A 25629-nucleotide genomic window follows, 5' to 3' on the forward strand; every position below is an offset into this window, starting at 1 on the left:
CGGTAGGCGCCCCGCTACTCGACGTCGAGCCGCAGTTCGTACGATTCGAGTTCGGCACAGATGCGGCTCCCGGCGTTGAACGAGCGCTCCTCTCCCGGTTCGAGGTCGACGTCGAACGAGCTCGATTCCGTCTGTGCCCCGTCGACATCTGTTGCACCGGCGCCATACATCACGATCTCGATGACTCCCGTTATCTGTTCGTCGGAGTCGTTTGCGGTGTCGGCGCTGACGCGACACTCCGACTCGTCGAACTCGTGGTCCTCGACCACGAAGACTTCCTCCGCCTCCGGGGTCGTCGTGATCTCGCCGTCGACGGCGCCGTCCTCGTGGTCGACTTCCTGGGCGTTCCACAGTTCCAGCGTGATCCGTGTCGCCTCGGTGCACGGATCGAGATCCTCGAACCGCGCCGAAAGATCCCTGCTACTGTCCGCGTCGATGCTCTGTGGAGATGCGGTTTCGGCTACCACGTCGGCACCGTCGTAGGCGGTGAACCTGTAATCGAACTGTAGGTAGCCCTCGTCGGCGTCCTCGCGGGAGATCGGGACACTCACTCCACAGCCCCGAACGCCGTACCCGTCGTACGTCTCGAACTCCGATACCTCGAGTGGCGTTTCGTTCACGATCTCGGTTTCGTACCCCTCGGCCTCGAGTTCGACCGTGAGTTCGGTCTCGCCGTCGTGGACGTGCTCGACCGTCGCCGAGTCGTAGTCGGGATGGTCGACCGTGATCGTGTACTCGTTTTCGTAGATCGGCGTCGAGGCGACGCCGTCCTCGTCGGTCTCCGTATCGAACTCGAGGGGAATGTCGGCCTCGTGTGGCTCGCCCTCGCCGTCGATCTCGGCCCCTGCAATCGGCTCGTCCGCCGTGTCGGTGACCCGAGCGGTGATCTCGGAGGTCGGCGGTTTCTCGCCGTCGCTGTCGTCCGTGTCTTCCTCGTCTCCGTCTTCGCTATCCGCCGCCTCGCCGTCCGCCTCCTCGCCGTCTCCGTCTTCGCTATCCGCCGCCTCGCCGTCCGCCTCCTCGCCGTCTCCGTCTTCGCTATCCGCCGCCTCGCCGTCCCCGTCTTCATCATCTGACTCCTCATCGTTGTCAGTATTACCGTCTGTCCCGTCGTCCGCCTCGCCCTCGCTCGGTTCGTTCCCGCCGTCCGCTGGCTCCTCGTCGGATTCCGACTCCCCACTGTCGGTGGTCCCGTCGGTCCCGTCCGCCGTACCGTCCTCGGACCCGTCGTCCTCCGTACACCCGGCGAGGACGGTCCCCGCACCGACGCTGACTCCGGAGATAAACGTTCGTCGCTCCATACCGGTTGTCGACGGACGCTTCCCTAAAGTCTACTCATTGATATGTCGGCTCAGTTGGACACAGTGTTCGACGAACGAAAACGAGACGGGTTATCGAACACGCTGGCGAACGTCGCGCAACCGCCCGGTAGCCGATTTAGACCCGGCGTCCCGGCGCTCGTGGTCGCGCCAGATCTCGGTGATAATCGGGCCGTCGAATCCCTCGTACACCGGCACGAGTCGCTCGAAGTCGATTTCCCCGTCGCCGATCTGGAGCCCCTCGCCGTCGACGCCGGCCGCGTCGGCGACGTGCAGGTATGCCGTGTGGGCCCGGAGAGCCCGGGCGTGCTCGACCAGATCCACGCCGGCGTAGTTACACCACAGTTGCCTTCGCTGGCCAACCGCCTCGCCTCGAGCAGATCGGATCGGAGCTCCATCGACTCGGTGTTGTTTCATACGGTTATTTTCCTGGCGGTTTCAAGCTCGACGGGAGGAGCCGATAACCGATGTTGGGCCACCGGCTGCTGCTGGTAAAGGCTTAACACTCCGTACGGCGTCTCTCGTCGAAACCATGGTTGATGATCCCACTCGGGACGACGACGTGCAATCCGGTTCGGAGAGCGTTGGAGCCGAGAGAGAGAGAGAGACCTTCCCTCGCGGGAGATCCTGGAGCTAGATCACGTCTACGAGGCACTTGGCCACTCCCGTCGCCGGTACCTCTGCTATACGCTGCTGGAGCGGGCGGAGTGGTCGCTGACCGACCTGGCGACGAAGATCGCCGCCTGGGAGAACGGCGTCCCCGAGCACGCGGTCACCGATCTCCAGCGCGAACGGGTGTACGTCGCGCTCTACCACACCCACGTTCCGAAACTGGCCGACGACGACGTCGTTACCCTCGACGAGTCGACCGAAACGATCGCGGCCGCCGAGAACGCCACCCAGGTCCTGGCCGCGCTCGAGGGAATGGGAACGACGCTGGACTCGAACCAGGAAACACACGCTCGAGGAGAGATGGACAATGACAAACAACGACAACGAAACCGAGCGGAACGGTTCGGATCTTGGCCGAGACACTCGCCGGCGGCAGGTTACACAGCGACACTACGACCCCGCTCGAGACGGGGACCTCACGACCGCGATCGTGTTCGCCGTCGCGGAAGCCGAGGGCGTCTCCCCGAGCGAGGTGACGTCACCACCGCTGTACGACTCGGTCGACGTAGCGGCCATCGAGGACGCGTTCTTCGGGTCCGAGTCGGAATCCGAACCCCGACGGGGAGCGGGAGTCGTCGAGTTTCGCTACGTGGACTACCTCCTCAAGGTCAGGAGCGACGGCTGGATCCTGGTGTGCGAGTCGACCGGAGTCGATCCCTCGTGAACGCACGATTGTCCCTCGTGTCAGGCGGGGTACGGGCAGAACGACGGTCTCAAGCGGTCGAGGCCACGCTGATATCGCCGTCGCCGGTAACCGTGACGGTGTAGCCGCAGTACTGGAAGGAGATCGTCCGAAGCGCACCGTCGTGGCTTCCGGCGACGAGGTCGTTCAGCGCGTCGGTGTCGATCACGTCGTAAAGCGGTGGGAGGTCGACCGGATCCGTATTCGAGACGTCCGCGACCGTGTACACCACGTCCGTCGTGAGCTCTCGTTTCGTCGTGCGCTCGGCCGGGCTACACCGATCGAAACTTCGTGTCTCAGTCATTGCACTCCCATCCACCGTCCTCTCTGATATTCCTTGACCATGATTCTGAACCGTCGACGACAGTAGTGGTTGCTTACTACTGGCCTCACGCCGGACTGTCGTGCTTTCGCCCACAGCGAGGGAACTGGAAGGAAATCCGACCGTTCCCAACACCGGTACTCAGTGGAATGGATCCCGTCAGCGAAGCGCTCGAAGGTCGGGATGCGCTCCGACGACGGCCTCACCACCGGCGACGCGATCCCGGAGGGCCATCCACTCGAGGTGTCGAGCCAGAACAGTACCGGAACATGGCTTGCGCCGAGCAACGAGGCGACGGCAAAGCGGTGTTTGCCACACACCAGGAGCGGTTCACCGTCCCGACCGACGTCGACGGCGAGTTTGAGGAGTAGCTCGCTTCTCGACTGGATCGCCCCACCGCCTTGAACGGCGATTCTCCGAGACCAATTGTTATCGACCGACACTATGTCTGACGAAAGTATTTACGGTAGAGTGTCCGACTGTCAATTGGCAGATCGGTACCACCGGTGGGATGCCTGTTGCTATCGCCGCGTCCCGGCACTCGAGAGTCGTGGTGGGCTTGCTCGAGGTCGGTTCGTACGTACCGGTCGAGGATTCCGATCCCGGTCGGTTTCGCCACCCTCGCGTCTGTTCTCGAGCCGTGTGTTTACCTGAACTCCGAGGCGACGTTTCGAGACGAACTCGACGACGCACTAGCTGACACTCGGCAACGGGGCCACCAGTTCTATTCACCCTATAGTCGCCGGAAAGTATTTATCGAACCGCTCCGGAGTGGATACTGGCCGACGGAATACGCTCGACAGCCATAGTACGCGGACTCCGGTCCGGCCCTCAGCCCTTTTCGGTGACGCTACATCTCGACACTCTCGAGCAGCGACTCGAGAGTCGCGGGTTCGTTCGTTCGATCCAGCCGATCGACGACGTCGTTGTCGCCGTCCCGACGTATCCGCCGAAGGAGAAGCTTCGACTCCCGAATTTCGACGACGTAACTCACTTCGGTAGTGCCCTCGAGAACGTCGAAAAGCGATTCGTGGTACACTACGGCATCGACCGTCCCCCACGTCCAGTCCGGATCGTATCGCCACCCCATCGGAAGCTCGGTCGCAGAGAGTCGCTCCCGGATCTCACCCCCCTGGTCGGAATCTGAGCCATCCATTATTGATTATTGCATTCTACGACTACTACATAAATGGTTCAGACTGAGACGGGGGTTCTTGGCACCAGTAGCGGAAGCGTCGGAGTTCACCCGTGTCGCGTTCGTTTCGAGGACGATAGGGACACTGAACCTGCCGCCACCACGTACTCACGGTAGAACGTATTTATCCCCCTCTCTGATAGAAATCAGCCGGAGGGTCCCGCCGCTGACGCTCTGTCGTTCGCATGCATCTCCGGCTACCCTACTCCTCCAACCCAACTCTCGGATTTTCGAGTTCCGGTATTCGGGTGTGGTCCGGTCCACTCACACCGTACAGCAGCGGCACGACGCCACCGACGAATACGTTCGGCGACCGAAATCCGTCCGACCGTCGAATCTCGAGTCTCGTTCCGAAGCCGAGATACTCGCCTCGCATATTTGTAGTCCGGTGTGCATCGGGTCGACGGGATTCCGTTCCGAGGAGCCCTTACTGATCGAGGACGTCGCCGCGAAGCTCGTACGCACGAACCTCGCCGCAGTTCTGTGCGCCGAACGTGATCGTCTCGGTGTCGCCGGCCTCGAGATCGATCTCGGTGCTTTCGGTTTGCTCGTCACGGTCGCCTCGAAGACCGACCCAGACGAAGCCCGTGATCTCGTCGGCCGTCTCGTTGTACACGTCGACCTCGACCTGACAGTTCTGTCCGTCGAACGCGTGAGACTGGATCGAGAAGACGTTGTCCGTTCCACCCTCCATGCTGACGTATCCGTCGACGTCGTTGTCGGCGTCGTGGTCGATTGCCTCGTAGCCGTGAAGTTCGAACCCGTAGTGGGTCGCCTCGTCACACCCCTCCAGTACGGCAGTTAGCTCGTGACTCGAGTCGTCGCCGTCGAGTTCGTACTCGTTGTTCCGGGACTCCGAGAGGATCTCGTCACCGTAGTAGACGACGAAATCGTACTGAATTTCGGCGGTCTCGTCCTCGGGTCGGGTGATCCTTGCGGTCAGTTCACAGCCACCTTCGGCCCCGAACTCCGCAACCTCGAGCGGGCTGTCGTTGGCGATTTCGTCCTCGTAGTCGTCCGGATCGAGTTCCTCGGTTTCCTCGTCGTCGCTGTCGTCGTCATCCTCCTCGTCGTCGCCATCGCCGTCATCGTCATCATCGTCGTCATCGCTGTCGTCCTCCTCCGAGTCGGTTTCTCCGTCCTCGTCGTCGGCCTCTTCGCCACCGAACTCGTCCTCGTCGTCGGCCTCTTCGCTATCGTACTCGTCGTCGGTCTCGTTGCCGTCGTCCTCCGTTTCGTTTCCGTCGTTCCCGTTCTCGTCGTCGGCATCGTCCGTCTCGTTGCCGACGTCGTCGCTTTCGTCGGTGTCCGTCGTGTCGTCTTCGTCCGCTGCGCCGTCGTCCTCGGGCGCGTCATCGTCGCCGTTCTCGTCGTTGTCGCTACAGCCGGCTACCACGGCTGCTGCACCCGTTGCACCAATTAGGAACTTTCTCCGATCCATGAAAACAATGAGTTTTCATAGATAAAAAATATACCGGTGAGCTAGTGAATAAAGGGTACCGGTCAGCTACGTACGACCGTTCGCTGCTCGAGATACTCCTGGCTTAACAGCCGGTATGAAAGGAACCCACAGCGAAGAGAGCGACGATAACTGTGGTCCGGCGTCCTTGGAAGGCTGAAGCTGCGGCCTCGGCTCGGAGTTCTGTGACCAGCCAAACGGCCTGATCGAGGGGACCCCCCGTGGCCGTCAGTCTTGCCGTTCCTCGGGGTTCGAACGTCGGCGCAGCCACTCGAGGCCGAGCACGCCGCCGGCGATCCCGGCGCCAGTCGTGAAGCCGGGTGTGCCCTCGGCGTCGTCCTCGGCTTCGGGGTCGCCGTCGTCATCATCGTCGTCGTCGGCATCGTCGTCCCCCGTGCCATCGTCGCTCGTGTCGTCCTCCGTTCCCTCTCTCTCGGCTTCCTCCTCGTCTTCTTCCCCGTCGTCAGCCCCTTCCGATCCGTCGTCGTCGTCGGATTCGCCCTCCTCGACGCTTTCCGACTCATCGTCTTCGTCGGATTCATCGTCGGTTCCTTTCTCCTCCTCTTCCTCACCGTCTTCTGGCTCGTCCCCTTCGTCACCTTCTTCCTCGCCGTCTTCTGACTCGTCCTCTTCCTCGCCGTCTTCCGGATCGTCGTCCTCCTCACGCTCCTCGAGTTCGGCCTCCGAGCGGATCGCGAGCAGTCGGTCGCGGCTTCGTCCGTAGACGGTTCCCTCGACGAGGGTCGCGTCCAGTCGGGGTACCCCGTTCTCATCGTCCGGGACGACGGACCACTTCACGGCGCCGTCCTCGTCGAACACGAACAGGCCGTGCTCGTCCTCCTCGAAGTCCTCCTGACTACCGTCGATGCCGACGTAGATCCAGTCGTCCGCGACGACCGGCTGCTGGGCGTGTTTGATCGGCTGGTCGGGTTCCCACACCTGTTCGCCCGTTTCGCGATCGAAGCCGGCCGCGTCGTACGTCGGGTTGGTGTAGACGCGATCCTCGGTGATCGTCGCGGGAACGTTGCCCTCGTACCGCTCCCCTTCCTCGCCGGTTTCGGTATCGTACAGGACTACGTCACTGGGGTACGGCCCCTCGCCGTCGTCCATGGCGACGGCGACGTAGCCCTGGCCTGCGACGATCGGGTCGTGGCTGACGATCCCTACCATCTCGTCGGGAATCTCGGTCGTCCACCGTTCGGAGCCGTCCTCGAGTTCGCGCGCGAAGACGTACGACTCGCTGCACGCGAACACCGCTCCGTCGGCGACGGGCGGGGCACCGTTCATGTAGAACTCCTCCTCGGCCTCGAAGCTCCAGCGCTCGGAGCCGTCCGAATCGAACGCGTACAGCGCCGTCTCGGAGAGGGTGTACACGTCTCCGTCGGAGACGTTCGGCGGCGTGAGCTCCTCCCCGTCCTCGAGGTTGGCCTGCCAGCGAACGCTTCCGTCGTCGGTGTCCAGCGCGGTCAGCGAGTCGCCGCCGACGTAGAGGGTCTCGGCGTCGATCGCCGGGGTCCCGGAGGCATCGACAGCGTCGCTCTCCCACAGTATCGACCCGTCTTCCGCGTCCAGGGCGTGAACCTCCTCGTCTGTCGTCTGGTACACCGTCCCGTTCCGAACCGCGATCGGACCGCCGTGGTCGCGTTCCCAGTCGACCGCGACGGGCGACTCGGGCCCGGACCGATCGGGGAAGTAGGCGTTGTTGTTCGGCGCTCCTCTGCTCGAGGGCCAGCCGTCTTCGGACTCGACGTCCGGTTCGTCGCTCTCGGCCGTTCCGACCGACCCGAGAATCCCGCTAACGGCGAGTGCTCCGCCGCTCGCCGCGAGTAGCTTTCGGCGCGTTGACGACAACATACGTTGGGCGTCTGGGAGAGCGATCATAATTACCGGTCGAATAGACTCTTTTCGACTCGAAACGATCGGGCCGGACAGCTGTGTCGCCATCTGAACAGGAGACGGTCGCCCGGTTGTGGCGACCCGGTCCATCGAGGCCGAACGAGTCGAGCAACGAGAGCACGCCTTTGTCGCTATCGGGGCGCTCGAGGAACGGTACCCTGCGACGGACCGTCTCCGCGGATCGGCGAGACGTCGATCACCCTGTCGGCCGAACGGACGTGAAACAGTTGTCACCAGCCGAACCGTCCGCTCACCGAACGATCGTCACCGGTACCGGCGATCGTCGGGCGACCGACTCGGCGATACTGCCTAGCAGGATTCGACTCGCACCGGTTCGGCCGTGGCTGCCGAGTACGATATGATCCACGCCGTGGTCCTCGACGTAGTCGACGATCGTCTCGGAGATGTCGCCGATGACGTACTCGGTCTCGAGTTCGACGTTGGCGTCTGCGGCCCGTCTGCGTGCGGTTTCGAGCAGGTTATCCGCCTGCGTTTCGTGTTCGTCACGAATCCGTTCGTAGTTCGACAGCGATCCGGTCTCGAGCCCGGTCGCCGCGTAGATCTCGCTGGGATCGATCACGTGGAGGGCGGTGAACCGAGCCGACGGATACTCCTCGAGCGCGAACTCGAGGGCCTCGGTCGACCGATCGGAGTCGTCGATGGGAACCAGAACGTGGGCGGCCATGCCTCCTGGTTCAGTCGGTACCGTCATAAACCTCCGTCGTCGGCAGCGTCCGAAACGTCGGTCTCGGCTACGAAACGCTCATGGAGACAGTCACGCCCGACGCAAAATGTGCTAAATACTCTCACGGGGTGTATCCAAACATACCATGGAAACCATCATCATTGCAGTGGTGGTCATCCTGCTCGGCGCGTGGTGGGCCAGGCTCCTGGTCCGCCAGCGCGACGCCGACAACGACGACACCGCTCCCGAATCCGGCGACGGCGAGGACTCCCTCGACGGGCTTGCGTCCGGCGGCTACCACCCCGCGGGCGTGGAGTACTGGGGCCAGGCCAACGAGCGAACGGTCGAGCCCCGACCGCCCGCACCGGGAGTCTGCCCGACCTGCGAGACCGAGAACGACCCATCCTACACGTACTGTCGGAACTGCGTCGGGCGGCTTCGTCCGACGTAGTCACTGTTTTTTGCAGGTCGATCGTCGTTTGGATCACATCCCGGATTGAGTCCTCCCGAGAACGAAACCGCGCCTACACCAACTCGATGATGTTCCCGTTACGGGTCACGTGCAGGTCGCGGCCCATTCTGTACCCCTCGCTCTCGCAGAGGTCGACGTAGCCGGAGAACCCTTTCAGGTCCTGGTGGGCAGGGATGATGTGCTGGGGCTGGAGCGCGTCGAGCATCTCGTAGTGACCTTCCTGGCAGAGGTGACCCGAGACGTGGACGTCGTCGTAGACACGGGCGCCCTGCATGCCGAGGAGTTTCTCGGCCTGGTAGCGCTGGCCCTCGTTGGTCGGCTCCGGAATCACGCGAGCGGAGAAGACGACCTTGTCACCCTCGTCCAGCTCGTAGGGGGTCTCGCCGCGGGCCATCCGGGTGAGCAGCGCGCGAGGCTCGCCCTGGTGGCCCGTCACGACGGGCAGGAAGTTCCCTTTCCCGTCGTTCATGATTCGCTCTAAGGTCTGGTCGATGGACCGGCGGTAGCCGACCATCTCGACGTCCGACGGGAAGTCGATACCGACCTGCGTCGCGGTGCTGGAGTACTGTTCCATCGATCGGCCGAGCAAGATTGGCTGCCGGCCGATCTCCCGCGCGAACTCGATGATGGATTTGACCCGCGCGATGTGACTCGAGAACGTCGAGGCGATGATCCCCCCGTTGTAGTCCTCTACGCTATAGAGGACGTCCCGAAGGTGTTCCCGGGCGACCTTCTCACTCGGGGTCCGGCCCTTCTTGCTCGCGTTCGTACAGTCCTCGATGTAACACAACACGCCGTTGCCCTCGCGACCGATCTCGCGGAACCGCTCCATGTCGATCGGGTCACCGATGACGGGCGTGTGGTCCATGCGCTTGTCCAGTCCGTAGACGATCGCCCCTTCGGGCGTGTGAAGCACCGGGTTGATCGCCTGGACGATCGAGTGGGTGACGTTGACGAACTCGAGTTCGCAGCCGTGGTCGCCGATCGACATCGTCCCGCCGGCGTCCATCTCGACGATGTCGTTGTCGAAGCCGAACTTCTGCTCGTCGTCGACCTCCTCCCGGACCAGTTCACAGGTAAACGGCGTCGCCACGACCGGCGCATCGTACCGGTGGGCCAGCTTGGAGATGGCGCCGATGTGGTCTAAGTGGCCGTGGCTCGGGACGATCGCCTGAACGTCGCCCTCGAGGTCGCTCATGACTCGATCGTCGGGAATCGCACCCATGTCGATCAGATCCAGACTGTGCATCCCCTCGGTCCGGAGGTTGTCGTGAATGAGGACCTTCGACAGGTTCAGTCCCATATCGAAGATCACGATGTCGTCGCCGGCGCGAACCGCGGTCATCTGTCGGCCGACTTCCTCGTATCCGCCAATCGTTGCAATTTCGATTTCCATTGGTAGACCCGATCATAGCAGTCCCATCGAACAGTCCCGGAGCCCGAACGGCTGCGGTCGGAGGAACGAAACGGCCGGTGACGTGAGAATTCACGTCCTTGGCGTTACACTGTTCCCGACTGTGCCAAGGACAGCGCCTCTTTCGGTTACTCGGACGATGATGCCCCAGACGTAAGTACTCCGGGGTCCCGCCCCGGAACCAGTGTTGGCGGTTCACTCGAGCCAGTCGGCGAACGGCTCGCCGACCGTCGCCCGACGGACGTACGTCCGTTGCATTCCCGCGACGGCGCTCTCGAACGTCTCCCCGTCATCGAGCCGGCGTCGAACCTCGCGGCGTTTCCACGCGCTCGGGGCCGTCCGGGCCTCCCACCGGGCCTCGATCGGCTCGAGCAGAGCGTCGACACGCGTGGACCCGAGGCCGCGGTCGTCGAGCCCGAGCCGGGCCAGTTCGAACAGCTCCTCGTAGATCTCGGCCGGGTCGTCGGTTCGGGCCCCGTCACGGGTGACCCACTCGAGGTCGCCCTCGAACCCGTCCTCGACGGCGGCGTAGAACGACTCGCGGGCGGCCGTCCAGGGGAGCGTCGCGACGGGGTGGTCGGTCGCGACGATTCCGTGGACGAGTCCGGTGACCAGCGCCTGGAGGCCGATCACGTCCGCAACGGTGGGTTGGGCCGCGAGCGATCGGTACTCGAGGCGAGGACCCTCGGGACCGAGGACCGGTCGGATCCACCGCCAGCAGGTGCCCTGCTTGTGCAACAGCTCCCAGTAGTCGTCGGCGAACCCCTCGCGGGGCTCCTCGAGGAACCACTCGCGCAGCGCGGGGACACACGGGCGGTCGGCGACGATCCGATCGATCGCGTCGGTGGGCGTCTCGAGGTCACGGGGGAACCGGACCTTCCCCGGATCGCGAACGTTCATCGACTCGAACACCGGGACGCGGAGTTCGACCGGTCCCTCGAGGGCGGCCTCGGGGTCGTCGTACAGCTCCGGCGGCAGGAACGGTGCGTTCGCCGCCAGGGCGAGTACGGGACCCGCCGTGCGCAACGCGACGTTGAAGCAGTCGGGAAAGCGCGGGGTCGGCATCTGGAGGTGAACCTGCATCGAGGCGGCAAGCGACTCGACGAGGATCGTCGGGAACGACCGCCGACAGCCCGCGACGTCGAGTTCGACCGGGCCGTGGGCGGTGATATCGGCGTCGAGCGCGTAGTAGCGTGGTTTGGGTGTGACGTTGGCCGGAACGCGGTTCCCGTCCGAATCCTCGGTGATCGCGCTCAGGTAGCGTCGAGCGCCCTCCGACGGCGGAATCGTCCACATCCCGTCGGCGACGAACCGCAGGCCCTCGCGTTCGCACGCCCGCTCAACTGCGTCGACACGGTCGGCGAGTTCTTCCGCCTGCACGTCGAATCCCGCCGAATCGAACGGCGAAGCGGGCGTGTTTACCTCGGCGTTGTGCCGGCCGAGCTCGCGCTCGCAAACGCCGTCGAACGCCGCCTCGGGGACGGCCGCGAGTCGCCCCTCGGCGTCGACGGCGTACCCCTCGAGCTCGAGACCGAGACGGTGTCCGCCCTCGAACGCGCCCGCTGCGAACGCCTCGCGAAGCGCCTCGGCCTGTGCGTCCACCCGTCGGGCGAACTCGGCGCGGGTGCGGTCCCGCCGCGTCGCGCGAACGAACTCTACGGGGTCCATCCCTCGTACATGTGGTGTGTTACCACATTAACCTATTCGGTCGACGGAGTTCGCCAGGGCGGATCTCGAACGAACGAGCAACCGTATTCGTTGGGATAGGAGCCCGTTCAGACACCTATTATAACTAACATGAGGGAGTTATTATCATCCAGTTATTGTTCTGCCTTCCTCCACGAGCTGAAACCGGATATCGAGATTTACCAGCCGTCGGTTCAGTTCAACGAGCTGAATAGATGGTCGACACACCACGACAAACGTTCGTACGATGGCTCGGCGCTGTCGGCCCGCGGCGAGGACTGTGGCGGTCCCAACGGCCATTTCGATCTCGACGACGCGGAGTGACCGCTCGAGGCCGGTTTTCTGCGCGATCGCTCGAGGACCGAGGCGTCGCTACGGTACTCGAGAGCGAACGACGACGTTCGGCCGAAGATGGGGCCGAACTCGCCGAAAGCGGTAGGAAAAAGCAGACAGAGGCGATCGTTGCCGTCCTCACTGCGTGACGGCCCGCAACGTTTCAGTAGCCGAAGTAGACGTCGAGCGCGAGACCGGTCGTAACGAGGAGGGTAAACGCGATGACGAAGGCGAGCAGCGCGGTCTGACGCTGGAGAAGCGGTTCGTACGATTCAACATCAGGAGTGCCTGGAAGATAGGGCTTTGTCCTCATGTATGGATAAAGGAACTGCAGGCATAAAGTGTTATTTCGAGCTGCGTCACCACCACTCACTTGCGAAACCGTGTTTTGAGAGCCGTCAACACATCTCTGAGTGATCAGCGATTAGTATTCGATCGAGACGAACACGACGAGGAAGATCACACCGGCGAGGGCGCCGATACCCAGGAACGCCTCGTCGAAATAGCCGCGGTCGGCGATCGCACCGAAGACGACCGGACTCGCCGCGCCGATCGCGAGGTAGACGGTTCGAAGCGCGCCCAGATTCGTCCCCTGTGTTCCGTCGGGCAGGCGCTGCGTGAGATCGGAGATCACGACCGTCTCGAACCCAAGGAGGCTGCTCGCGAACACGGTCACGAGGACGAACGCCCAGAGGGTTCCGACGAACGGGAGTACGAGGAGGGCCAGCCCGGCTGAACTGACGACCACCAGCAGCGGGACCCGGACGCCGAGACTGTCGTAGGCGCGGCCGGCGATCGGCTTCAACAGGATCCCGAGCGCGAAGAAAAAGCCGAACAGGGCGGCTGCCGTCTGCGCTGAGAACCCGCGCTCGTCGATCAGGTACGTCGGATAAAACCCCATGAACGCCTGGATGATCACTCCCCACAGCACGAGCAACAGGGTTCCGCGAAGCACCACCGGCTGCGACAGCGTCGGGGCGACGTCCTCGAGCGCGAACTGCTCGCGCAGCGGTGCCGTCGCGGTCGACTGGTTCGGGAGCGTCCACCAGAGCCCGACCGCGGCGACGAGAAAGAGGGGAACGGCGAACCCGAACCCGTACTGCCAGCCGACCGTGACGGCGAGGACCCCGGCGAGCGGTGGCATCACGGCGTTGCCGACGTCGCCGGCGGCCATCGTCGCACCCGTCGCCGTGCCGAGCTGGTCGGGGTAAACCTTGTCGAGAATCGTAAACCGGGAGACGCCGTACAGGGCAGTTCCGGCGCCGAACAGGGCCGTGGCAGCGAAGAGGACGACCGCCGAATTCGCGAGGACGACGAGAGCGAGCATCGTCGCTGCGAGCAGGGAACTGGCGATCAACAGAATGCGTTCTCCCGCCCAGTCCGCGAGGATACCGCCGGGAAGCTGTCCGAACGCGTACGCGATCCACAGCACCGTCAGGAGGAAGCCGGCGGTCGTGAGCGTGAGCCCGTACGAATCGCGGATGTGTGGTAACAGCGTCGGGTAGATCATCCGGACGCTGATCGACAGGAACCAGCCGAACGCGACGGCGAGCAGAATTTTCCCGCGTCCGTCGCTCCGGAGATCGTCGATCGCTTCCGTCACCGTCGCGCGATAGTCCACGAGGGGTGAACGCTCGGTTTCGGTATTGAGTCTTGCGACCTCCTCCGCGAGTCGCCACTCGATCCGCCTCGAGCGGTCGACCGGTGTCGCCGCGGCGATCACCGACGCCGACGCCCCGGGAGTTCGCTCAGTGTCCGCTCCGCCGCATCGCCCAGAGGTCGTCGAAGTCGATCACTTCGACGTCGTCGCCCTTCCCGTCGATGTGCTTGAGGAGCTCCTCATACTCCGATTCGGACACCGTATTGTCCTGGTCGAAGGCGTGGAAGTTCAGAATCGTACACTGACGGTGCTGCGCTGCAAGGTCGACACACCGCTTTGCGATCTCCAGATCGTGGCCGATCGTCCGGGGCATCACCAGCGGATCGAAGCCGGTGACGCCGGTGAGGTTGGCGTCGCCGGCCTGGTTGAACCCGCCCGCGTAGTAGTAGTTCGAGACGATATCGAGCACCCGATCGTCGAAGTCGTTGTGCGGGAAGACGAGGTAGTGGCCTCCCTCGAGTTCGGCGTTGACGGCCCAGTTCTTGTCCGTGCGCAGTGCGTCGTCGAGATCCTCGTCGCTGAGGTCCGAGAACTCGGTATGGGTCCCGTGGGCGACGATCTGGTCGCCGGCGTCTTGGCGCTCCTTGAGCTGGTCGACCGTCATGATTCCCTCGCGCTGGTCTCTGGTCCACTGTCGGACGGCGGCCTGAACCGCGTTGACGCCGTACTCGTCGTGCAGCGGGCTCGCCACGTCGTAGAAGTCGTCGAAGCCATCGTCCCAACAGAGCATCACGTATCCCGCCTCGGGTTTCTCGTGGGTGCGAAGGTCGTCGACCCAGACCTCCGCGTCTCCAGTGTTGTGGACGATGATCTGAACGGTGTCGATGGCGTCGCGCTCGAGCGGTGTCGAGCTCTGCTCGAAGAAGCCGGGACAGGTCCGGAACCAGCCGACATCCGACGTCCGATACGTGACCGATCGAAGCTGGTGGCTGGCGTACCCGCCGTAGATGTCCTGGAGCTGGATCTCGATCGCGACGTTGCCCGGCGTCGACGTCCGGACGGCCATCGAGAGATCAAGATCGCTCATATCCATCGTCTCGAACTCCGTTTCGACGACGGCGTTTCCGCCGTCTTCGGCCGTCAGCCTGAGACTCTGGGAGCCGTCGAAGTACGTCTCTTCGTCGGGTTCGGCCGATCCGTCAACGACGTCCCAGTCGTCGAACTCCTCGAAGTCGTCGAGCCCCTCGCCGGGCTGTCCGTACTCCTCGCGGCTATCGTACTCCGTCTCGAGCGCGAGTTCGGGAGGTTCGACGCCGTCTTGGGTGTCCGTTCCGGTACCGTTCGAATCGTCGCCGTTGCCGTTTCCGTCTCCGTCGCCGTCCCCGTCGTCGCCGTTCGAGAGCGCGGAGTTCATCTGGTCTACGCAGCCGGCCATAGCCGCGAGCGCCGTCACACTCGAGGCAGCGAGGAACCGTCGTCGGCCGTTGGGTTTCTCCGTCATCGTAATAGTAGGAATATTTGACAGTCTATTTGTTATACAGCAATTATCAGCCGAGAGCGCGGCTCCTATATATCAATCGAATCCAATCCGAAAAATGGAGGCATGAAATGTCTCGAGCACGATGCTCCAAGAGTAAATTTAGGTTTGCTTGTCGTTCGCGGAGTTAGTTTCTTGTTATTTACGGTCCTGTTCCGGGCTCATCGGGTCGGTGGGAGTCGATACGTCCTCGCTCCGAACGCGATCCGACCGGTGACTACGAGCGTGTGCCGGATCGTGGCGAACCCGCTGAAACGTCTCTCGGAAGGGACGTGGCCGCACCGGTCGTCGTCTCGGACGTCGACGAGCAGGAACGCTCGAGACGCGTCCCCCGTTTCCGGCTCGAGTTCGGTGTAGACGCCGCGCTGATCCAGCACGCCGACGGCGTCGTCTTCCGGCTGGAGCGCGGCGATACGCTCGGGGCCCTCGTAGCGCCAGTGTTCGGACCCATCGGCGTCGTACGCGGTCACGCCGCCGTCCAGATCGCCGACGTACAGCGCGTCGTCGGAACCCCGCATCGCCCGGACGAACCCGTCGGTCTCGTCCTCGGGTTCGCCGTCCGCCCAGTCGCCCCCGAGGCGATCACGAATCGTTCCCGACGTCGGATCGAATCCGACCACCGTTCCGTCCTCCCGGGGGATCCATCCGCTCCCACCGAACGAGACCGGTCTGCCGGTCCAGTCGACGCTTCCCTCAAGATCCTCCTCCCACACCCGATCGCCCGTCGCCGGATCCACGCCGGTCAGCGTTCCCGCCCGCGTGGCGACGACGACCGTTCCCTCGAGCAGCGCGAGCCCGTTCGAGACCGGCGCGTCGAGTTCGGTCGCCCACCGGAGTTCGCCCTCGCTCGCCGAGACGCCGACGACGGCGTTCGAGCCCTCGAGCTCGTCGTGCTCCGGATCGGTGACCGAGGCGACGACGGTGTCGTCGTGGACGAGCGTCACGACGCCCATGTGTCCCTCGACGTTGCCGCCCGCGTCGAACTCCCACTCGAGCTCCCCGGTCTCGCGGTCGAACGCGAGCAGCGTGTTCGCACCGGTCGAGGCGAACACGCGGTCGTCGGTCGGTCGGGGGCGACCGATCCCGCCCGCGAGTTCCCGCCTGGCGACCCACTTCGGCTCCCCGCTGGGCTCGAGCGCGAGCAGCCGGAACATTCGAGATCCGGAGCTCATTCGTACGATTCCCGCCCCGCCACCGACGAAGACCGTCGTGCTGTCGACGACCGGTTCCGACCAGGCGTCGGACGTCGACTCCCAGAACTCCCGGTCCGGCTCGAGGTACTCCGGGCAGTCCACTGCGTCGGAGCCACGGACGTACCAGTAGCCACCCCCGGCGAGTCCCGCGGCGCTGGCGCCCAGCACGCCGAGCAGTTGTCGTCTGCTGAGCGACTCCATACCCTCAGAGACTTCCACTACAATGAAAGTCTTCTGAAGGAATGGATGAGGGAAACCGTTCCACCACGGAACGCCGGCGAACGCGTGAACTACCCCACCCTACTCACTCGCGGCTACTGCCGCTCGTTCCTTGAGGGTGGGGCTTCCTGTGTCAACGACGGCACTTGCAGGAATCACGTCTCTAAACGAGCTAAAGCGTGACCCCGCAGCGGTGCCAGTCTCAGCAGGCGTTGATTCGGCCAGTTCCTGACCTAATCCCGATTCATCTTCCACCACTCCCAGTTCAAGCAATCCAAGACGCTGTACCTCCAGCGCAGCGTTCTGGTCACGGTCAGTCGTGAACCCGCACGACGGGCACGAGTGCTCTCGCACCCACAACGGTTTCCCCGACTCACAACCACACTGCACGCACCGCTTCGTCGTTCCCTCTGGTGGAACAAGTACAACGTGACAGCCGTTCTTCTCACCCAACCGTTGGAACGTTTGCAGTGTCTCATACCACGACATCGACGCGATGTTCTGACTGTTCCCGTTCTGCTGCATCATACTGCCAACGTTCAAGTCTTCGAGGAACACGGCGTCGTATCGTTTCGTATACGCATTGGCGAGCGCCTCGCGGTACGCTTTGCGCTTGTTCGACAACCGCTCGTATGCTCGCGCTAAGCGTTGGCGGGCCTTGTTCCAGTTGTTCGACTCGTGTTCTTTACGAGAAACGGCTTGGTGGCGTTTCTCGATGCGTTCACGGTCATCTTCTTCGTCTAACGGTTTGAACGCTCGTCCGTCCGAGTCGTGAATGAACGTGGTGATGCCGAGGTCAATACCCACGGTGTCTTCAACGTCGATGTCTTCGACAGTAGGGTTCTCTGGATAGTCAGCATCGTATTCGACCATGATGCTAACCGTCCAGTCACCTGTTTTCTGCTTTTTCAGGATGACTTCCTTGATGTCGGCGTCGTCTGGGAGTGGTCGGTGAAACGTCAAATGGAACGTGCCTATCTTGGAGAGTTCGACCGTAGCGTGGTTAGTCCGACCCGTGTTACTATCCACGTCAAAGCCAGACTGGTTGTACGTGATGCTACGATAGTCTCGCGGGCTTTTCCACTTGAGTTCACCAACGTCGAACCCACGTTCCTTCAGTTTGCCGAGGATGGTCTCCGAGTGCTTAATGCGTCTCACTGCCATTTGCAGGCATTTCGAGTACACACTGCTCCATTCAGACCACTCGCGCTTCCACTGTGGCAGTTTGTTCTGCATTGCGGTGTACGATGGCTTGTCGTAATCTGGAGCGGGTTTGTACTCTTGTGTGAGCGCGTGGTTGTATACTTCACGACAGGTTTGAATTGCGCTCCACGCACTCTTGGCAGTAGTGGTGTCCTCGGGCTCGGCAGCGTATTTGAACGCTTTCTCGACCACTACCAGCGGGTTAGTCATGTCTAGAGTTGAACGTTTTGATTAGGCTGGGTGACGGCTGTATCCCTGCCCTACTGCGTCCTCAGAACGCGAAGCGTTCTGATGTGCGAACGAGAGCTTTGCTCTCGTTCACGCTACTCGACCTTCGGTCTGCGTTGCTCCGTGAGGACGGGGACTTAGCCTGTAAGAGTTAAGCCGCTCATTCGTGATTACTCACCTATGCTTCATGCGAAAGGGCCACTGCTGACCGTCGACGTCGGCGAGCGAACGGTGACCGAGACGACCATCGACGAACAGCTCGAGGCGTGCATCGGTGGTCGAGCCGTCGCAACGGCGCTGGCCCACGACCGAATCCCGTTCGATGCGGATCCGTTCGGGCCGGAGAACCGACTCTACCTCTCGACCGGTCCCCTCCAGCAGTCGCAGATGTCGTTCACCGGCCGAATGAACATGACGGGGCTGTCGCCGCTGACCGACGGGCTCGTCTCGACGAACGCTGGCGGCTACCTCTCGCGGAACTTCGTCGACACGGGGATCAGCGTCCTCGAGGTCGCCGGCGAGAGCGACGAGTTGCTGGCCATCCACGTGACCGACGGTGCCGACGAGTCACACTCGTCGGGCGGCGAGACGGCGTCTCGCCCGCGCGTCGAGTTCGAGGCGGTACCGGAACTCGAGGGGGCGACGGTGCCGGAAACCTCGGACTACGTCGAAGAGCACCACGGGCTCGGCCCCGAACACTGCGTCGTCGTCGGACCTGCGGGCGAGAATCAGGTGCGGTTCGCCTCGGTGATGACGTACGATCACCGCGCGTTCGGCCGCGGCGGGCTGGGCGCGGTGTTGGGCTCGAAGAACGTCAAGTGCGTTACGTTCGAGGGCGAGTCGGCCCCGTCGGTCGAGATTCCGGACCCCCCGGAGATGGACGTCCACAGCGAGGCGGCCCAGTCCGAGGACCTGATGCGCCGACAGGGGACGACCGGCAACACCGAGATGATCAACGAGGCGTTCTCGCTGCCGACCCGGTACTTCACGGAGTACGAGTTCGAACACGCCGACGCGATCGGCGGCGACGCCGTCGAGGAGAAGAAGTACAAGAAAGGCGCCTGTTCTGCCTGTGCGTACGCCTGCAAACTGCCAACCCGGGACGAGGAAACCGGACTCGAGACGGAGGGTCCGGAGTTCGAGACGGTCTACGCGTTCGGCTCCATGCAGGGCGTCGGCGACATCGTCGACGTAATGAAGAGCAACGACCTCTGTGACACCCTCGGGATGGACACCATCTCCGCGGGCGTCACCGTCGCGGCCTACCTGGCGAGCGAGGACGAGTTCGGCAACGCGGAGCTCGCCCACGACGTGACCGAGCGGATCGCCCACCGGGAAGGGATCGGCGACCTGCTCGCCGAGGGCGTCGACCGCTGTCACGACGAGCTGGGCGTCGACAGCTACGCCGTCAAGGGACTCGAGCTGGCCGCACACGACGGGCGCGTGCTCAACGGACAGGGCCTCTCGTATGCCGTCGCGAACCGCGGGGGCGACCACATGTACGAGTCCCGGGTGATGTCCGCCGAGTACGGCGGCCGCATCGATCCCGAGGGAACGCTCGGCAAGGCCGAGGCCCTCGTCGAGGGGGAGAACGAAGCCGCGTTCCGCGATACGGGGATCGTCTGCGCGTTCGGCAGCGGCTACGTCACCGACGAGCGCCTCGAGGCGCTGTTCGACGCCGACCACGAGGAACTGCTCGAGATCGGCTCGCGAACCGTCGAACTCGAGCGCCACTTCAACAATCAGCGCGGCTTCGACAGAGAGGACGATCGACTGCCGTACGAGCTTCCCGATCTCGAGGCGGCCATCTCGGAGTACTACGACGTTCGCGGCTGGAACGACGACGGAACGATTCCGTCCTCGACGATCGATTCGGTGACGACGGCCGACGACTGACGATCGGGTCCTGATCCCTCCGCCAAAATGGCAGAATACGTATGCTATCTGTGGTTATAGTATTGTGTAGAACTCGAATGCCACCGTGGATTTGACAGCGAAGCGATCGATCGGCCGCCCACAGGGGACCCGGCTTCTGTGGTGATCTACCCCCTCAGAACTCGGATGCTGCCCTCGGACGACTCGAGCGGAGATCGGTCCCTCTCTTCGACGAGAGGGCGTTGCAGCCAGCCAATCTCTACGGAAGAGAGACGGTGAACGGACGATTGAACGCGAACCACTCCGACTCCACTACTATGCCGTACATTTCCCTAACCGTGAACAACCACTCTGGAAAGAAATACAAACCGATGGTTCAGCTACCGAACCACTGAGCGTCCGTCGGTCGAGAGGTGAACCGTTTTGTACGCGGGGTCGAGAGACGTGGCCATGAGCAGCGTACTCGTCCTCGCCGACGATTTCACGGGCGCGATGGACACCGGACACGGGTTCGCCGCCCGGGGCTGTGCCGTTCGGGTCGTCGTCACGGATCCGAAAACCGACGACACCGATCGACCGTCCTCGAGTGACGCGGACGTCTTCGCGGTCGATCTCGACAGCCGCGACCTCGAGCCCACCGCCGCCGCCGCGGCCGTCGCCTCGTTTCTCGAGTGTGGCTCCGTTCCGGAGGTCGTCTACAAGAAGATCGACTCCACGCTACGTGGAAACGTCGTCAGGGAGGTCGACGCCGCCCTCGAGGCGACCGGGGCGAAGCTGGCGGTCGTCGCACCCGCCTTCCCCGGGACCGGTCGCGTGACGGTAAATGGGCGCCACCTCGTCGACGGACGGCCGCTCGAGAACGCCGGCTACGGCACCGACTCCGACCTTCCAGCGCTGTTCGAGAGCTCCGAGTACGACGTCGCGACCCTCTCTCTGGAGACGGTCCTCGAAGGGGCCGACGCCGTCGCAGCCGCGCTCGCCGATCGCGGTCCGGACGGCCCGGAGATCGTCGTCTGTGACGCGGTCCACGATCGTCACCTCGAGGCGATCGCGGCGGGCGCGCGGCGCTGCGAGCGCGAGGCCCTCTACGTCGGCAGTGGTGGGCTGGCAAGCGCGGTGTCGGTGCCCACGTCTTCGCGAGAACCGCCGTCGCAGACCCACGAGGGCGAGGACGCGCTCGGAATCGTCGGCAGCGTCAACGGGCGCACGCTCGAACAGCTCGACGCCGTGCCGGACGACGTCCTCGCCGAACTCGACCCCGCCGCGGCCGTCGCGGATCCCCGCGAAACGGGCCGGGAGGCCGCGACGGAACTCGAGTCGATCCGTCGGGAACACGGCCGGGCCGTCCTCACAGGGGCGACCTCGCGAACCGACGTGGATCGGGCGAGCGAGGCTGCAGCCGAACACGGCGTCGACGCGGGCGAGCGGGTCGCGCGGGCGCTGGGCGTCGCGGCCGCGGAGGCTACCAGGAGTGCTCCACCTAGAGGACTGCTGCTGACGGGCGGGGCGATCGCCCGGGCTGCCCTCGAGGAGCTCTCCGCGAGCGCGATCGATCTCACCGGCGAGGCGGTCGTCGACGGCATCCCCGAGGGCGTGATCGCAGATGGCCCGGCGGCGGGAACCCCGATCGTGACGAAAGCGGGCGGGTTCGGCGACCGGAGGAGTATCGTTAACTGTCTGAACTTCCTTGACCGAGTCGATGAGCCAGAGTGAGCGACCAGTCGTCGCTGTAACGATGGGCGACCCCGCCGGTATCGGAAGCGAGATCATCGCCGCCGCTTACCCGGCACTGTGCGAGCGCGCGAACCCGATCGTCGTCGGCGACGCAAGTGTGATGCGCGCCGGCGTCGACGTTTCGGGGGCCGACCTCGAGATCGAGGCCGTCGACGCGGTCGCGGACGCAGCGTTCGCCGAGGACGCGGTTCCCGTCCTGGATCTCGACGCCGTCGACCACCTCGAGTACGGCGTCGTCCGCGAGGACTATGGCGAGGCCAGCCTCGAGTACATCGAACGCGCGATCGAGCTCGCCGTCGATGGCGAGATCGACGCGATCGCGACGGCGCCGATCAACAAGCAGTCGACCCGGCTGGCCGGCAGCGAGTACGCCGGCCACACCGGGATGCTGGCGGACTACACCGACACCGAGAACTACTCGATGATGCTCGTCGAGGACGACCTCGTCGTCACTCACGTCAGCACCCACGTCCCGCTGCGTGAGGCCTGCGAGCTGGTGACGACCGAGAACGTCCTCGAGACGATCCGGGTCACCGACGAGGGGCTGCGCGACCTCGGTATCGAGGAGCCGACGATCGCCGCCGCCGGCCTCAACCCCCACGCCAGCGACGGCGGCCTGCTGGGCGAGGAGGACGACGCCGAGATCCGCCCCGCCGTCGAACGCGCCGCCGAGGCGGGGATCGACGTCCACGGTCCCGAGTCGCCCGACACCGTCTACGTCCAGGCGGCTCGCGGGGAGTACGACTGCGTCGTCTCGATGTACCACGACCAGGGCCACATCCCCATCAAGACGCTGGGCTTCTCGAGCGACGACGCCGTCTCCGGGGTCAACGTGACGATCGGGCTGCCGATCGTCCGAACCAGCGTCGACCACGGGACGGCCTTCGACATCGCCGGCGAGGGGATCGCCAGCGAGGCGAGCCTGATCGACGCGGTCGAGGTCGCCGCGGAGATGGCCGAGCGACGACGCGAACGGGGCGGAGTTCCGTCAGGAGGTGAGAGATGAACCTCGAGTTCCCCGACGCCGACGTCCTGCGGGCGACCAACGACCACACCGTCGCGGACCTTCCGCGGTTCGCCGTCGCGCGCCGCAAGCGGGAGCTCGAGGCCGTCGACGACGTCGAGGCCGCGGCCAGGGCCGCGGTGGACGAGATCGACGCGTTCGACTCGCTCTCGGCGGGGGCGGAGGTCGCCGTCACGGCCGGCAGCCGCGGGATCCACGACATGCCCGCGACGCTTTCCGCCGCCGTCGACGAGCTGCAGGAACGGGGGTTCAACCCCTTCATCATCCCCGCAATGGGGAGCCACGGCGGCGCGACCGCCGAGGGCCAACGCGAGACCCTCGAGGCGCTCGGCGTCACGCCCGAGCGGATGGGCTGTGAGATCCGCTCGTCGATGGCCGTCGAGGCCGTCGGCGAGGACGAACTCGGCCGTCCCGTCTACGCGGCGGAGGGTGCCCTCGAGGCCGACGCCGTCCTCCTGGCAAACCGTGTGAAGGTCCACACCGACTTCAGCGGCGCCGTCGAGAGCGGACTCTCGAAGATCGCGGTCATCGGCCTCGGCAAACACCGCGGGGCCGAGTCGCTGCACAACGCGGCGATCGCCACCGAGTTCGCCGACGTGATCCAGGATCGGGCGGGAATCTTGCTCGAGGAGACGCCGATCGTCGGCGGCATCGCTCTGCTCGAGAACGCCGCCGACCGCGCGGCCCACATCGAGGGCGTACCTGCCGCCGAGATCCCCGAGCGCGAGCCCGAGCTGCTCGAGAAGGCCCGTGACTACTTCCCGCAACTGCCCGTCGACGACCTCGACCTGCTCGTCGTCGACGAGGCCGGGAAGGAGAAATCGGGAACCGGGATGGACACGAACGTCCTCGGGCGGTACTCCTTCCAGGGCGAGGACGAACCCGAGTCGCCGTCGATCACGCGGGTGTACGTCCGCTCGCTGACCGACCCCTCCCACGGCAACGCCTTGGGCGTCGGACTCGCGGACTTCGTCCACCGGGAGTACGTCGACGACATCGACTTCGAGGACACGTACGTCAACATCGTCACGAGCGGCGAGACGGACCGGGCGAAGATCCCCTTCGTCGTTCCCGACGACGCGACCGCGTTCGTCGTCGCCTGCTCGACGACCGGAATCGCAGGACCGGAAGAGCTTCGGGCCGCCAGGATCCCGAGCACGATGGAACCAGACTCGCTGGTCGTCTCCGAACCCGTCGCCCGCGAGCTCGCCGAGCGCGAGGACGTCGAGGTCGGCCCGCTCGAGCCCCTGTCGTTCGAGGACGGACGACTACCGCCGGATCCGTATTTCTAGTCGGCCGACGACACAGCGAACTATCATCGTCTCACTGACCCGTTCTTTCTAAAGACGTGTACCGAGACCGGACGACTTCACGCGAGGTGTGCGGTCTTCAAAAAAGCGCCCGAGAAACGGAGTCCGACGTTCGCTCACGCCAGCGGCACGAGCAGCTGGAGGACGAACACCAGGATCAGACCGCTGACCGACATCACGGTACAGACTGCCGAGTACGTCTTGAACGTCTCGAGCTGGGTGATGCCGGCGACCTCGCTGACGACCCAGAAGCCGCTGTCGTTATACCAGGGGGCGATCATGCCGCCGAAGCCGATCGCCATCATCAGGTAGACGGCGTTGGCGTCGAAGTCACCCGCTAGCGGTGCCATAATTCCCGCACCAGTGAGGATCGCCACGGTGCCGGACCCTTGCGCGACGCGGATGACCGCGGCGATGGCCCAGCCGGTGAACAGTAGACCGAGACCGATCTCCTCTAAACCGCCCGCGATCCACTCGCCGACGCCCGCAATGGCGAGCATCGCTCCGAACGTCCCACCGGCGGCAGTGATGGCGATGATGTTTCCGCCGCTCTTGATCGCTTCGGTGATCTCGTTGTTGAAGAGATCGCGGTCGCCCTGCATCTCCATGCGGTAGTAGGTGTACGCCGCGAGGATCGCTGCGGCAGTGAGTGCGAAGTTCGGGTCGCCGAGGAACGAAGCAGCCGCGTCGATCGCGCCGCCTTCTGCGATCGCGCCCTGATCGACGAGGACGTCCGCGGTAGTGTTTCCGGCGATCAACACGACCGGCGCCGCGATCGGCAACGAGGACTCGAGCAGTCCCGGCAGCTCCGAGGTCGGACGGTCGGTACGCTCCTGAAGGTCTTCCGGATCGGATCCCATCGCCTCTCGCAGAGGAAACTCCTCGCGACTGTTCAGGAACCGGCCGTAAACGATTCCGCCGAGCATCGAGGTCGGCAACGCGACGGCCGCACCGACGAGGATCGCGAGCCCGAGGTCGACGTTGAGTTCGGCAGCCATCGCCAGCGGTCCCGGCGTCGGCGGCACCAGCATGTGCGTCGCGAGCGCACCCGCGGCCAGCACCGAAATGTACAGCGAGAACTTCACGCCCGTTCGAGCCTTCATCGATCGTCCGAGCGGAGCGAGCAGATAGAATACGTTGTCGAAGAATACCGGGATGGACAGCACGTAACTACTGCCCATCAGCGCGTACTCTGAGCGCTTCTCCCCCGTCCAGGAGAGGAAACCACGGACGACCCGGTCCGCGGCCCCGCTATCCATTAGACACTTCCCGATGATCGCAGCCATCAGGATGGGGATCCCGATGCTGACCATTACACCACCGAACTCTTCGGCCGTTTGCGCGGCGACCTCCCCCGTCGCTAACTCCGGCGTGGTCAGACCGATCGCCATCGCGGCGATGATCAGGCCGACAAACGCCGGCAGTTTCAGCCACACCAGTAGTGCTACCACGACAACGAGACCGACCACGAACGGCACGATTGGGCTTTCCAGCACCATCATGTTAGCCAGTAACAACCATATATAATAAAGATTGTGAACGTCTTGGGTGTTACTCTCGATCATCAGACG

The 25629-nt window shown here is 64.1% G+C and carries 24 protein-coding genes; 8 read left to right on the forward strand and 16 right to left on the reverse strand.

The features are described from left to right. Positions 1 to 14 precede the first annotated feature (14 nt). The 3 genes from QA600_RS13650 to QA600_RS13660 form a co-directional block, all read right to left on the reverse strand. Positions 15 to 1301 (reverse strand): hypothetical protein, encoded by a 1287-nt coding sequence (locus tag QA600_RS13650; protein WP_278292497.1) that lies wholly within the window; start codon positions 1299 to 1301, stop codon positions 15 to 17. Positions 1302 to 1391: 90 nt separating this feature from the next. Beyond that, positions 1392 to 1643 (reverse strand): hypothetical protein, encoded by a 252-nt coding sequence (locus tag QA600_RS13655; protein WP_278292498.1) that lies wholly within the window; start codon positions 1641 to 1643, stop codon positions 1392 to 1394. Positions 1644 to 1952: 309 nt separating this feature from the next. Then, on the reverse strand, positions 1953 to 2135 hold the full coding sequence (locus QA600_RS13660) for a hypothetical protein (protein ID WP_278292499.1): 183 nt from the start codon (positions 2133 to 2135) through the stop codon (positions 1953 to 1955). Positions 2136 to 2298: 163 nt separating this feature from the next. Here QA600_RS13660 and QA600_RS13665 point away from each other — a divergent pair, with 163 nt between their 5' ends. Next, complete coding sequence (locus tag QA600_RS13665; protein WP_278292500.1) at positions 2299 to 2655, forward strand: HalOD1 output domain-containing protein; 357 nt, start codon at positions 2299 to 2301, stop codon at positions 2653 to 2655. A gap of 49 nt (positions 2656 to 2704) precedes the next feature. Here QA600_RS13665 and QA600_RS13670 read toward each other — a convergent pair whose 3' ends face one another. Next, a complete protein-coding gene (locus QA600_RS13670; RefSeq protein WP_005558299.1) occupies positions 2705 to 2977 on the reverse strand; it encodes a HalOD1 output domain-containing protein in 273 nt (90 codons plus the stop codon). A 167-nt stretch (positions 2978 to 3144) separates the two neighbouring features. Between QA600_RS13670 and QA600_RS13675 the strand changes: the two genes are divergently transcribed. Next, positions 3145 to 3366 (forward strand): hypothetical protein, encoded by a 222-nt coding sequence (locus QA600_RS13675; RefSeq protein WP_278292501.1) that lies wholly within the window; start codon positions 3145 to 3147, stop codon positions 3364 to 3366. 479 nt (positions 3367 to 3845) lie between these two features. Here QA600_RS13675 and QA600_RS13680 read toward each other — a convergent pair whose 3' ends face one another. The 4 genes from QA600_RS13680 to QA600_RS13695 form a co-directional block, all read right to left on the reverse strand. Continuing rightward, on the reverse strand, positions 3846 to 4151 hold the full coding sequence (locus tag QA600_RS13680; protein ID WP_278292502.1) for a hypothetical protein: 306 nt from the start codon (positions 4149 to 4151) through the stop codon (positions 3846 to 3848). Positions 4152 to 4617: 466 nt separating this feature from the next. Beyond that, on the reverse strand, positions 4618 to 5631 hold the full coding sequence (locus QA600_RS13685; RefSeq protein WP_278292503.1) for a hypothetical protein: 1014 nt from the start codon (positions 5629 to 5631) through the stop codon (positions 4618 to 4620). A 246-nt stretch (positions 5632 to 5877) separates the two neighbouring features. Then, a complete protein-coding gene (locus tag QA600_RS13690; RefSeq protein ID WP_278292504.1) occupies positions 5878 to 7503 on the reverse strand; it encodes a PQQ-binding-like beta-propeller repeat protein in 1626 nt (541 codons plus the stop codon). A gap of 292 nt (positions 7504 to 7795) precedes the next feature. Beyond that, positions 7796 to 8230, reverse strand: coding sequence for a universal stress protein (locus QA600_RS13695; protein ID WP_278292505.1), 435 nt, complete (start codon positions 8228 to 8230; stop codon positions 7796 to 7798). A 145-nt stretch (positions 8231 to 8375) separates the two neighbouring features. On the opposite strand from QA600_RS13695, the gene QA600_RS13700 reads away from it, so the two are divergent. Then, a complete protein-coding gene (locus tag QA600_RS13700) occupies positions 8376 to 8681 on the forward strand; it encodes a hypothetical protein (RefSeq protein ID WP_278292506.1) in 306 nt (101 codons plus the stop codon). A gap of 73 nt (positions 8682 to 8754) precedes the next feature. Here the strand turns inward: QA600_RS13700 and QA600_RS13705 are convergent, their stop codons facing one another. Both QA600_RS13705 and QA600_RS13710 read right to left on the reverse strand, forming a co-directional pair. Beyond that, positions 8755 to 10098: a ribonuclease J gene (locus tag QA600_RS13705; RefSeq protein ID WP_278292507.1), complete on the reverse strand. Its 1344-nt coding sequence runs from the start codon at positions 10096 to 10098 to the stop codon at positions 8755 to 8757. A gap of 213 nt (positions 10099 to 10311) precedes the next feature. Beyond that, on the reverse strand, positions 10312 to 11784 hold the full coding sequence (locus QA600_RS13710) for a hypothetical protein (protein WP_278292508.1): 1473 nt from the start codon (positions 11782 to 11784) through the stop codon (positions 10312 to 10314). Positions 11785 to 11913: 129 nt separating this feature from the next. On the opposite strand from QA600_RS13710, the gene QA600_RS13715 reads away from it, so the two are divergent. Further along, a complete protein-coding gene (locus QA600_RS13715; protein ID WP_278292509.1) occupies positions 11914 to 12126 on the forward strand; it encodes a hypothetical protein in 213 nt (70 codons plus the stop codon). 172 nt (positions 12127 to 12298) lie between these two features. On the opposite strand, the gene QA600_RS13720 is transcribed toward QA600_RS13715, so the two are convergent. The 5 genes from QA600_RS13720 to QA600_RS13740 form a co-directional block, all read right to left on the reverse strand. After that, the gene (locus QA600_RS13720) at positions 12299 to 12448 is read right to left on the reverse strand and encodes a hypothetical protein (protein WP_160167163.1); all 150 of its coding nucleotides are present in this window, start codon (positions 12446 to 12448) and stop codon (positions 12299 to 12301) included. A gap of 111 nt (positions 12449 to 12559) precedes the next feature. Next, positions 12560 to 13756, reverse strand: a complete 1197-nt coding sequence (locus QA600_RS13725; protein ID WP_278292510.1) for an MFS transporter — start codon at positions 13754 to 13756, stop codon at positions 12560 to 12562. A gap of 127 nt (positions 13757 to 13883) precedes the next feature. Further along, positions 13884 to 15236, reverse strand: a complete 1353-nt coding sequence (locus QA600_RS13730) for a polysaccharide deacetylase family protein (RefSeq protein WP_278292511.1) — start codon at positions 15234 to 15236, stop codon at positions 13884 to 13886. A 197-nt stretch (positions 15237 to 15433) separates the two neighbouring features. Further along, positions 15434 to 16666 (reverse strand): PQQ-binding-like beta-propeller repeat protein, encoded by a 1233-nt coding sequence (locus QA600_RS13735; RefSeq protein WP_278292512.1) that lies wholly within the window; start codon positions 16664 to 16666, stop codon positions 15434 to 15436. Between the two features lie 99 nt (positions 16667 to 16765). Further along, positions 16766 to 18079 (reverse strand): transposase, encoded by a 1314-nt coding sequence (locus QA600_RS13740; RefSeq protein ID WP_278292513.1) that lies wholly within the window; start codon positions 18077 to 18079, stop codon positions 16766 to 16768. A gap of 216 nt (positions 18080 to 18295) precedes the next feature. On the opposite strand from QA600_RS13740, the gene QA600_RS13745 reads away from it, so the two are divergent. From QA600_RS13745 to QA600_RS13760, 4 genes are all read left to right on the forward strand, one after another. Continuing rightward, entirely contained in the window at positions 18296 to 20011 is a 1716-nt protein-coding gene (locus tag QA600_RS13745; RefSeq protein WP_278292514.1) for an aldehyde ferredoxin oxidoreductase C-terminal domain-containing protein, read from the forward strand. A gap of 429 nt (positions 20012 to 20440) precedes the next feature. Further along, positions 20441 to 21703, forward strand: coding sequence for a four-carbon acid sugar kinase family protein (locus QA600_RS13750; RefSeq protein ID WP_278292515.1), 1263 nt, complete (start codon positions 20441 to 20443; stop codon positions 21701 to 21703). Beyond that, positions 21690 to 22730 carry a 4-hydroxythreonine-4-phosphate dehydrogenase PdxA gene (pdxA, locus tag QA600_RS13755; protein WP_278292516.1) on the forward strand — a complete coding sequence of 347 codons (1041 nt, stop codon included), beginning with the start codon at positions 21690 to 21692 and terminating at the stop codon, positions 22728 to 22730. Before QA600_RS13750 ends, pdxA begins: the two co-directional genes overlap by 14 nt. Next, positions 22727 to 24040, forward strand: coding sequence for a lactate racemase domain-containing protein (locus tag QA600_RS13760; protein WP_278292517.1), 1314 nt, complete (start codon positions 22727 to 22729; stop codon positions 24038 to 24040). Before pdxA ends, QA600_RS13760 begins: the two co-directional genes overlap by 4 nt. Positions 24041 to 24174: 134 nt before the next feature. On the opposite strand, the gene QA600_RS13765 is transcribed toward QA600_RS13760, so the two are convergent. Further along, a complete protein-coding gene (locus QA600_RS13765) occupies positions 24175 to 25557 on the reverse strand; it encodes an SLC13 family permease (protein ID WP_278292606.1) in 1383 nt (460 codons plus the stop codon). Positions 25558 to 25629 lie beyond the last annotated feature (72 nt).

This window comes from Natronococcus sp. A-GB1 (assembly GCF_029688845.1).
Classification (GTDB): Archaea; Halobacteriota; Halobacteria; order Halobacteriales; family Natrialbaceae; genus Natronococcus.

Excerpts from the sequence above, each read along its gene's own strand:
- QA600_RS13730 (WP_278292511.1), bottom strand. The coding sequence starts at position 15,236 with ATGACGGAGAAACCCAACGGCCGACGACGGTTCCTCGCTGCCTCGAGT.
- QA600_RS13735 (WP_278292512.1), bottom strand. The coding sequence starts at position 16,666 with ATGGAGTCGCTCAGCAGACGACAACTGCTCGGCGTGCTGGGCGCCAGC.
- QA600_RS13665 (WP_278292500.1), top strand. The coding sequence starts at position 2,299 with ATGACAAACAACGACAACGAAACCGAGCGGAACGGTTCGGATCTTGGC.
- QA600_RS13675 (WP_278292501.1), top strand. The coding sequence starts at position 3,145 with ATGGATCCCGTCAGCGAAGCGCTCGAAGGTCGGGATGCGCTCCGACGA.
- QA600_RS13745 (WP_278292514.1), top strand. The coding sequence starts at position 18,296 with ATGCTTCATGCGAAAGGGCCACTGCTGACCGTCGACGTCGGCGAGCGA.
- QA600_RS13680 (WP_278292502.1), bottom strand. The coding sequence starts at position 4,151 with ATGGATGGCTCAGATTCCGACCAGGGGGGTGAGATCCGGGAGCGACTC.
- QA600_RS13760 (WP_278292517.1), top strand. The coding sequence starts at position 22,727 with ATGAACCTCGAGTTCCCCGACGCCGACGTCCTGCGGGCGACCAACGAC.
- QA600_RS13695 (WP_278292505.1), bottom strand. The coding sequence starts at position 8,230 with ATGGCCGCCCACGTTCTGGTTCCCATCGACGACTCCGATCGGTCGACC.
- QA600_RS13710 (WP_278292508.1), bottom strand. The coding sequence starts at position 11,784 with ATGGACCCCGTAGAGTTCGTTCGCGCGACGCGGCGGGACCGCACCCGC.
- QA600_RS13700 (WP_278292506.1), top strand. The coding sequence starts at position 8,376 with ATGGAAACCATCATCATTGCAGTGGTGGTCATCCTGCTCGGCGCGTGG.
- QA600_RS13715 (WP_278292509.1), top strand. The coding sequence starts at position 11,914 with ATGAGGGAGTTATTATCATCCAGTTATTGTTCTGCCTTCCTCCACGAG.
- QA600_RS13670 (WP_005558299.1), bottom strand. The coding sequence starts at position 2,977 with ATGACTGAGACACGAAGTTTCGATCGGTGTAGCCCGGCCGAGCGCACG.
- QA600_RS13765 (WP_278292606.1), bottom strand. The coding sequence starts at position 25,557 with ATGGTGCTGGAAAGCCCAATCGTGCCGTTCGTGGTCGGTCTCGTTGTC.
- QA600_RS13685 (WP_278292503.1), bottom strand. The coding sequence starts at position 5,631 with ATGGATCGGAGAAAGTTCCTAATTGGTGCAACGGGTGCAGCAGCCGTG.
- QA600_RS13750 (WP_278292515.1), top strand. The coding sequence starts at position 20,441 with ATGAGCAGCGTACTCGTCCTCGCCGACGATTTCACGGGCGCGATGGAC.
- QA600_RS13720 (WP_160167163.1), bottom strand. The coding sequence starts at position 12,448 with ATGAGGACAAAGCCCTATCTTCCAGGCACTCCTGATGTTGAATCGTAC.
- pdxA (WP_278292516.1), top strand. The coding sequence starts at position 21,690 with ATGAGCCAGAGTGAGCGACCAGTCGTCGCTGTAACGATGGGCGACCCC.
- QA600_RS13690 (WP_278292504.1), bottom strand. The coding sequence starts at position 7,503 with ATGTTGTCGTCAACGCGCCGAAAGCTACTCGCGGCGAGCGGCGGAGCA.
- QA600_RS13705 (WP_278292507.1), bottom strand. The coding sequence starts at position 10,098 with ATGGAAATCGAAATTGCAACGATTGGCGGATACGAGGAAGTCGGCCGA.
- QA600_RS13650 (WP_278292497.1), bottom strand. The coding sequence starts at position 1,301 with ATGGAGCGACGAACGTTTATCTCCGGAGTCAGCGTCGGTGCGGGGACC.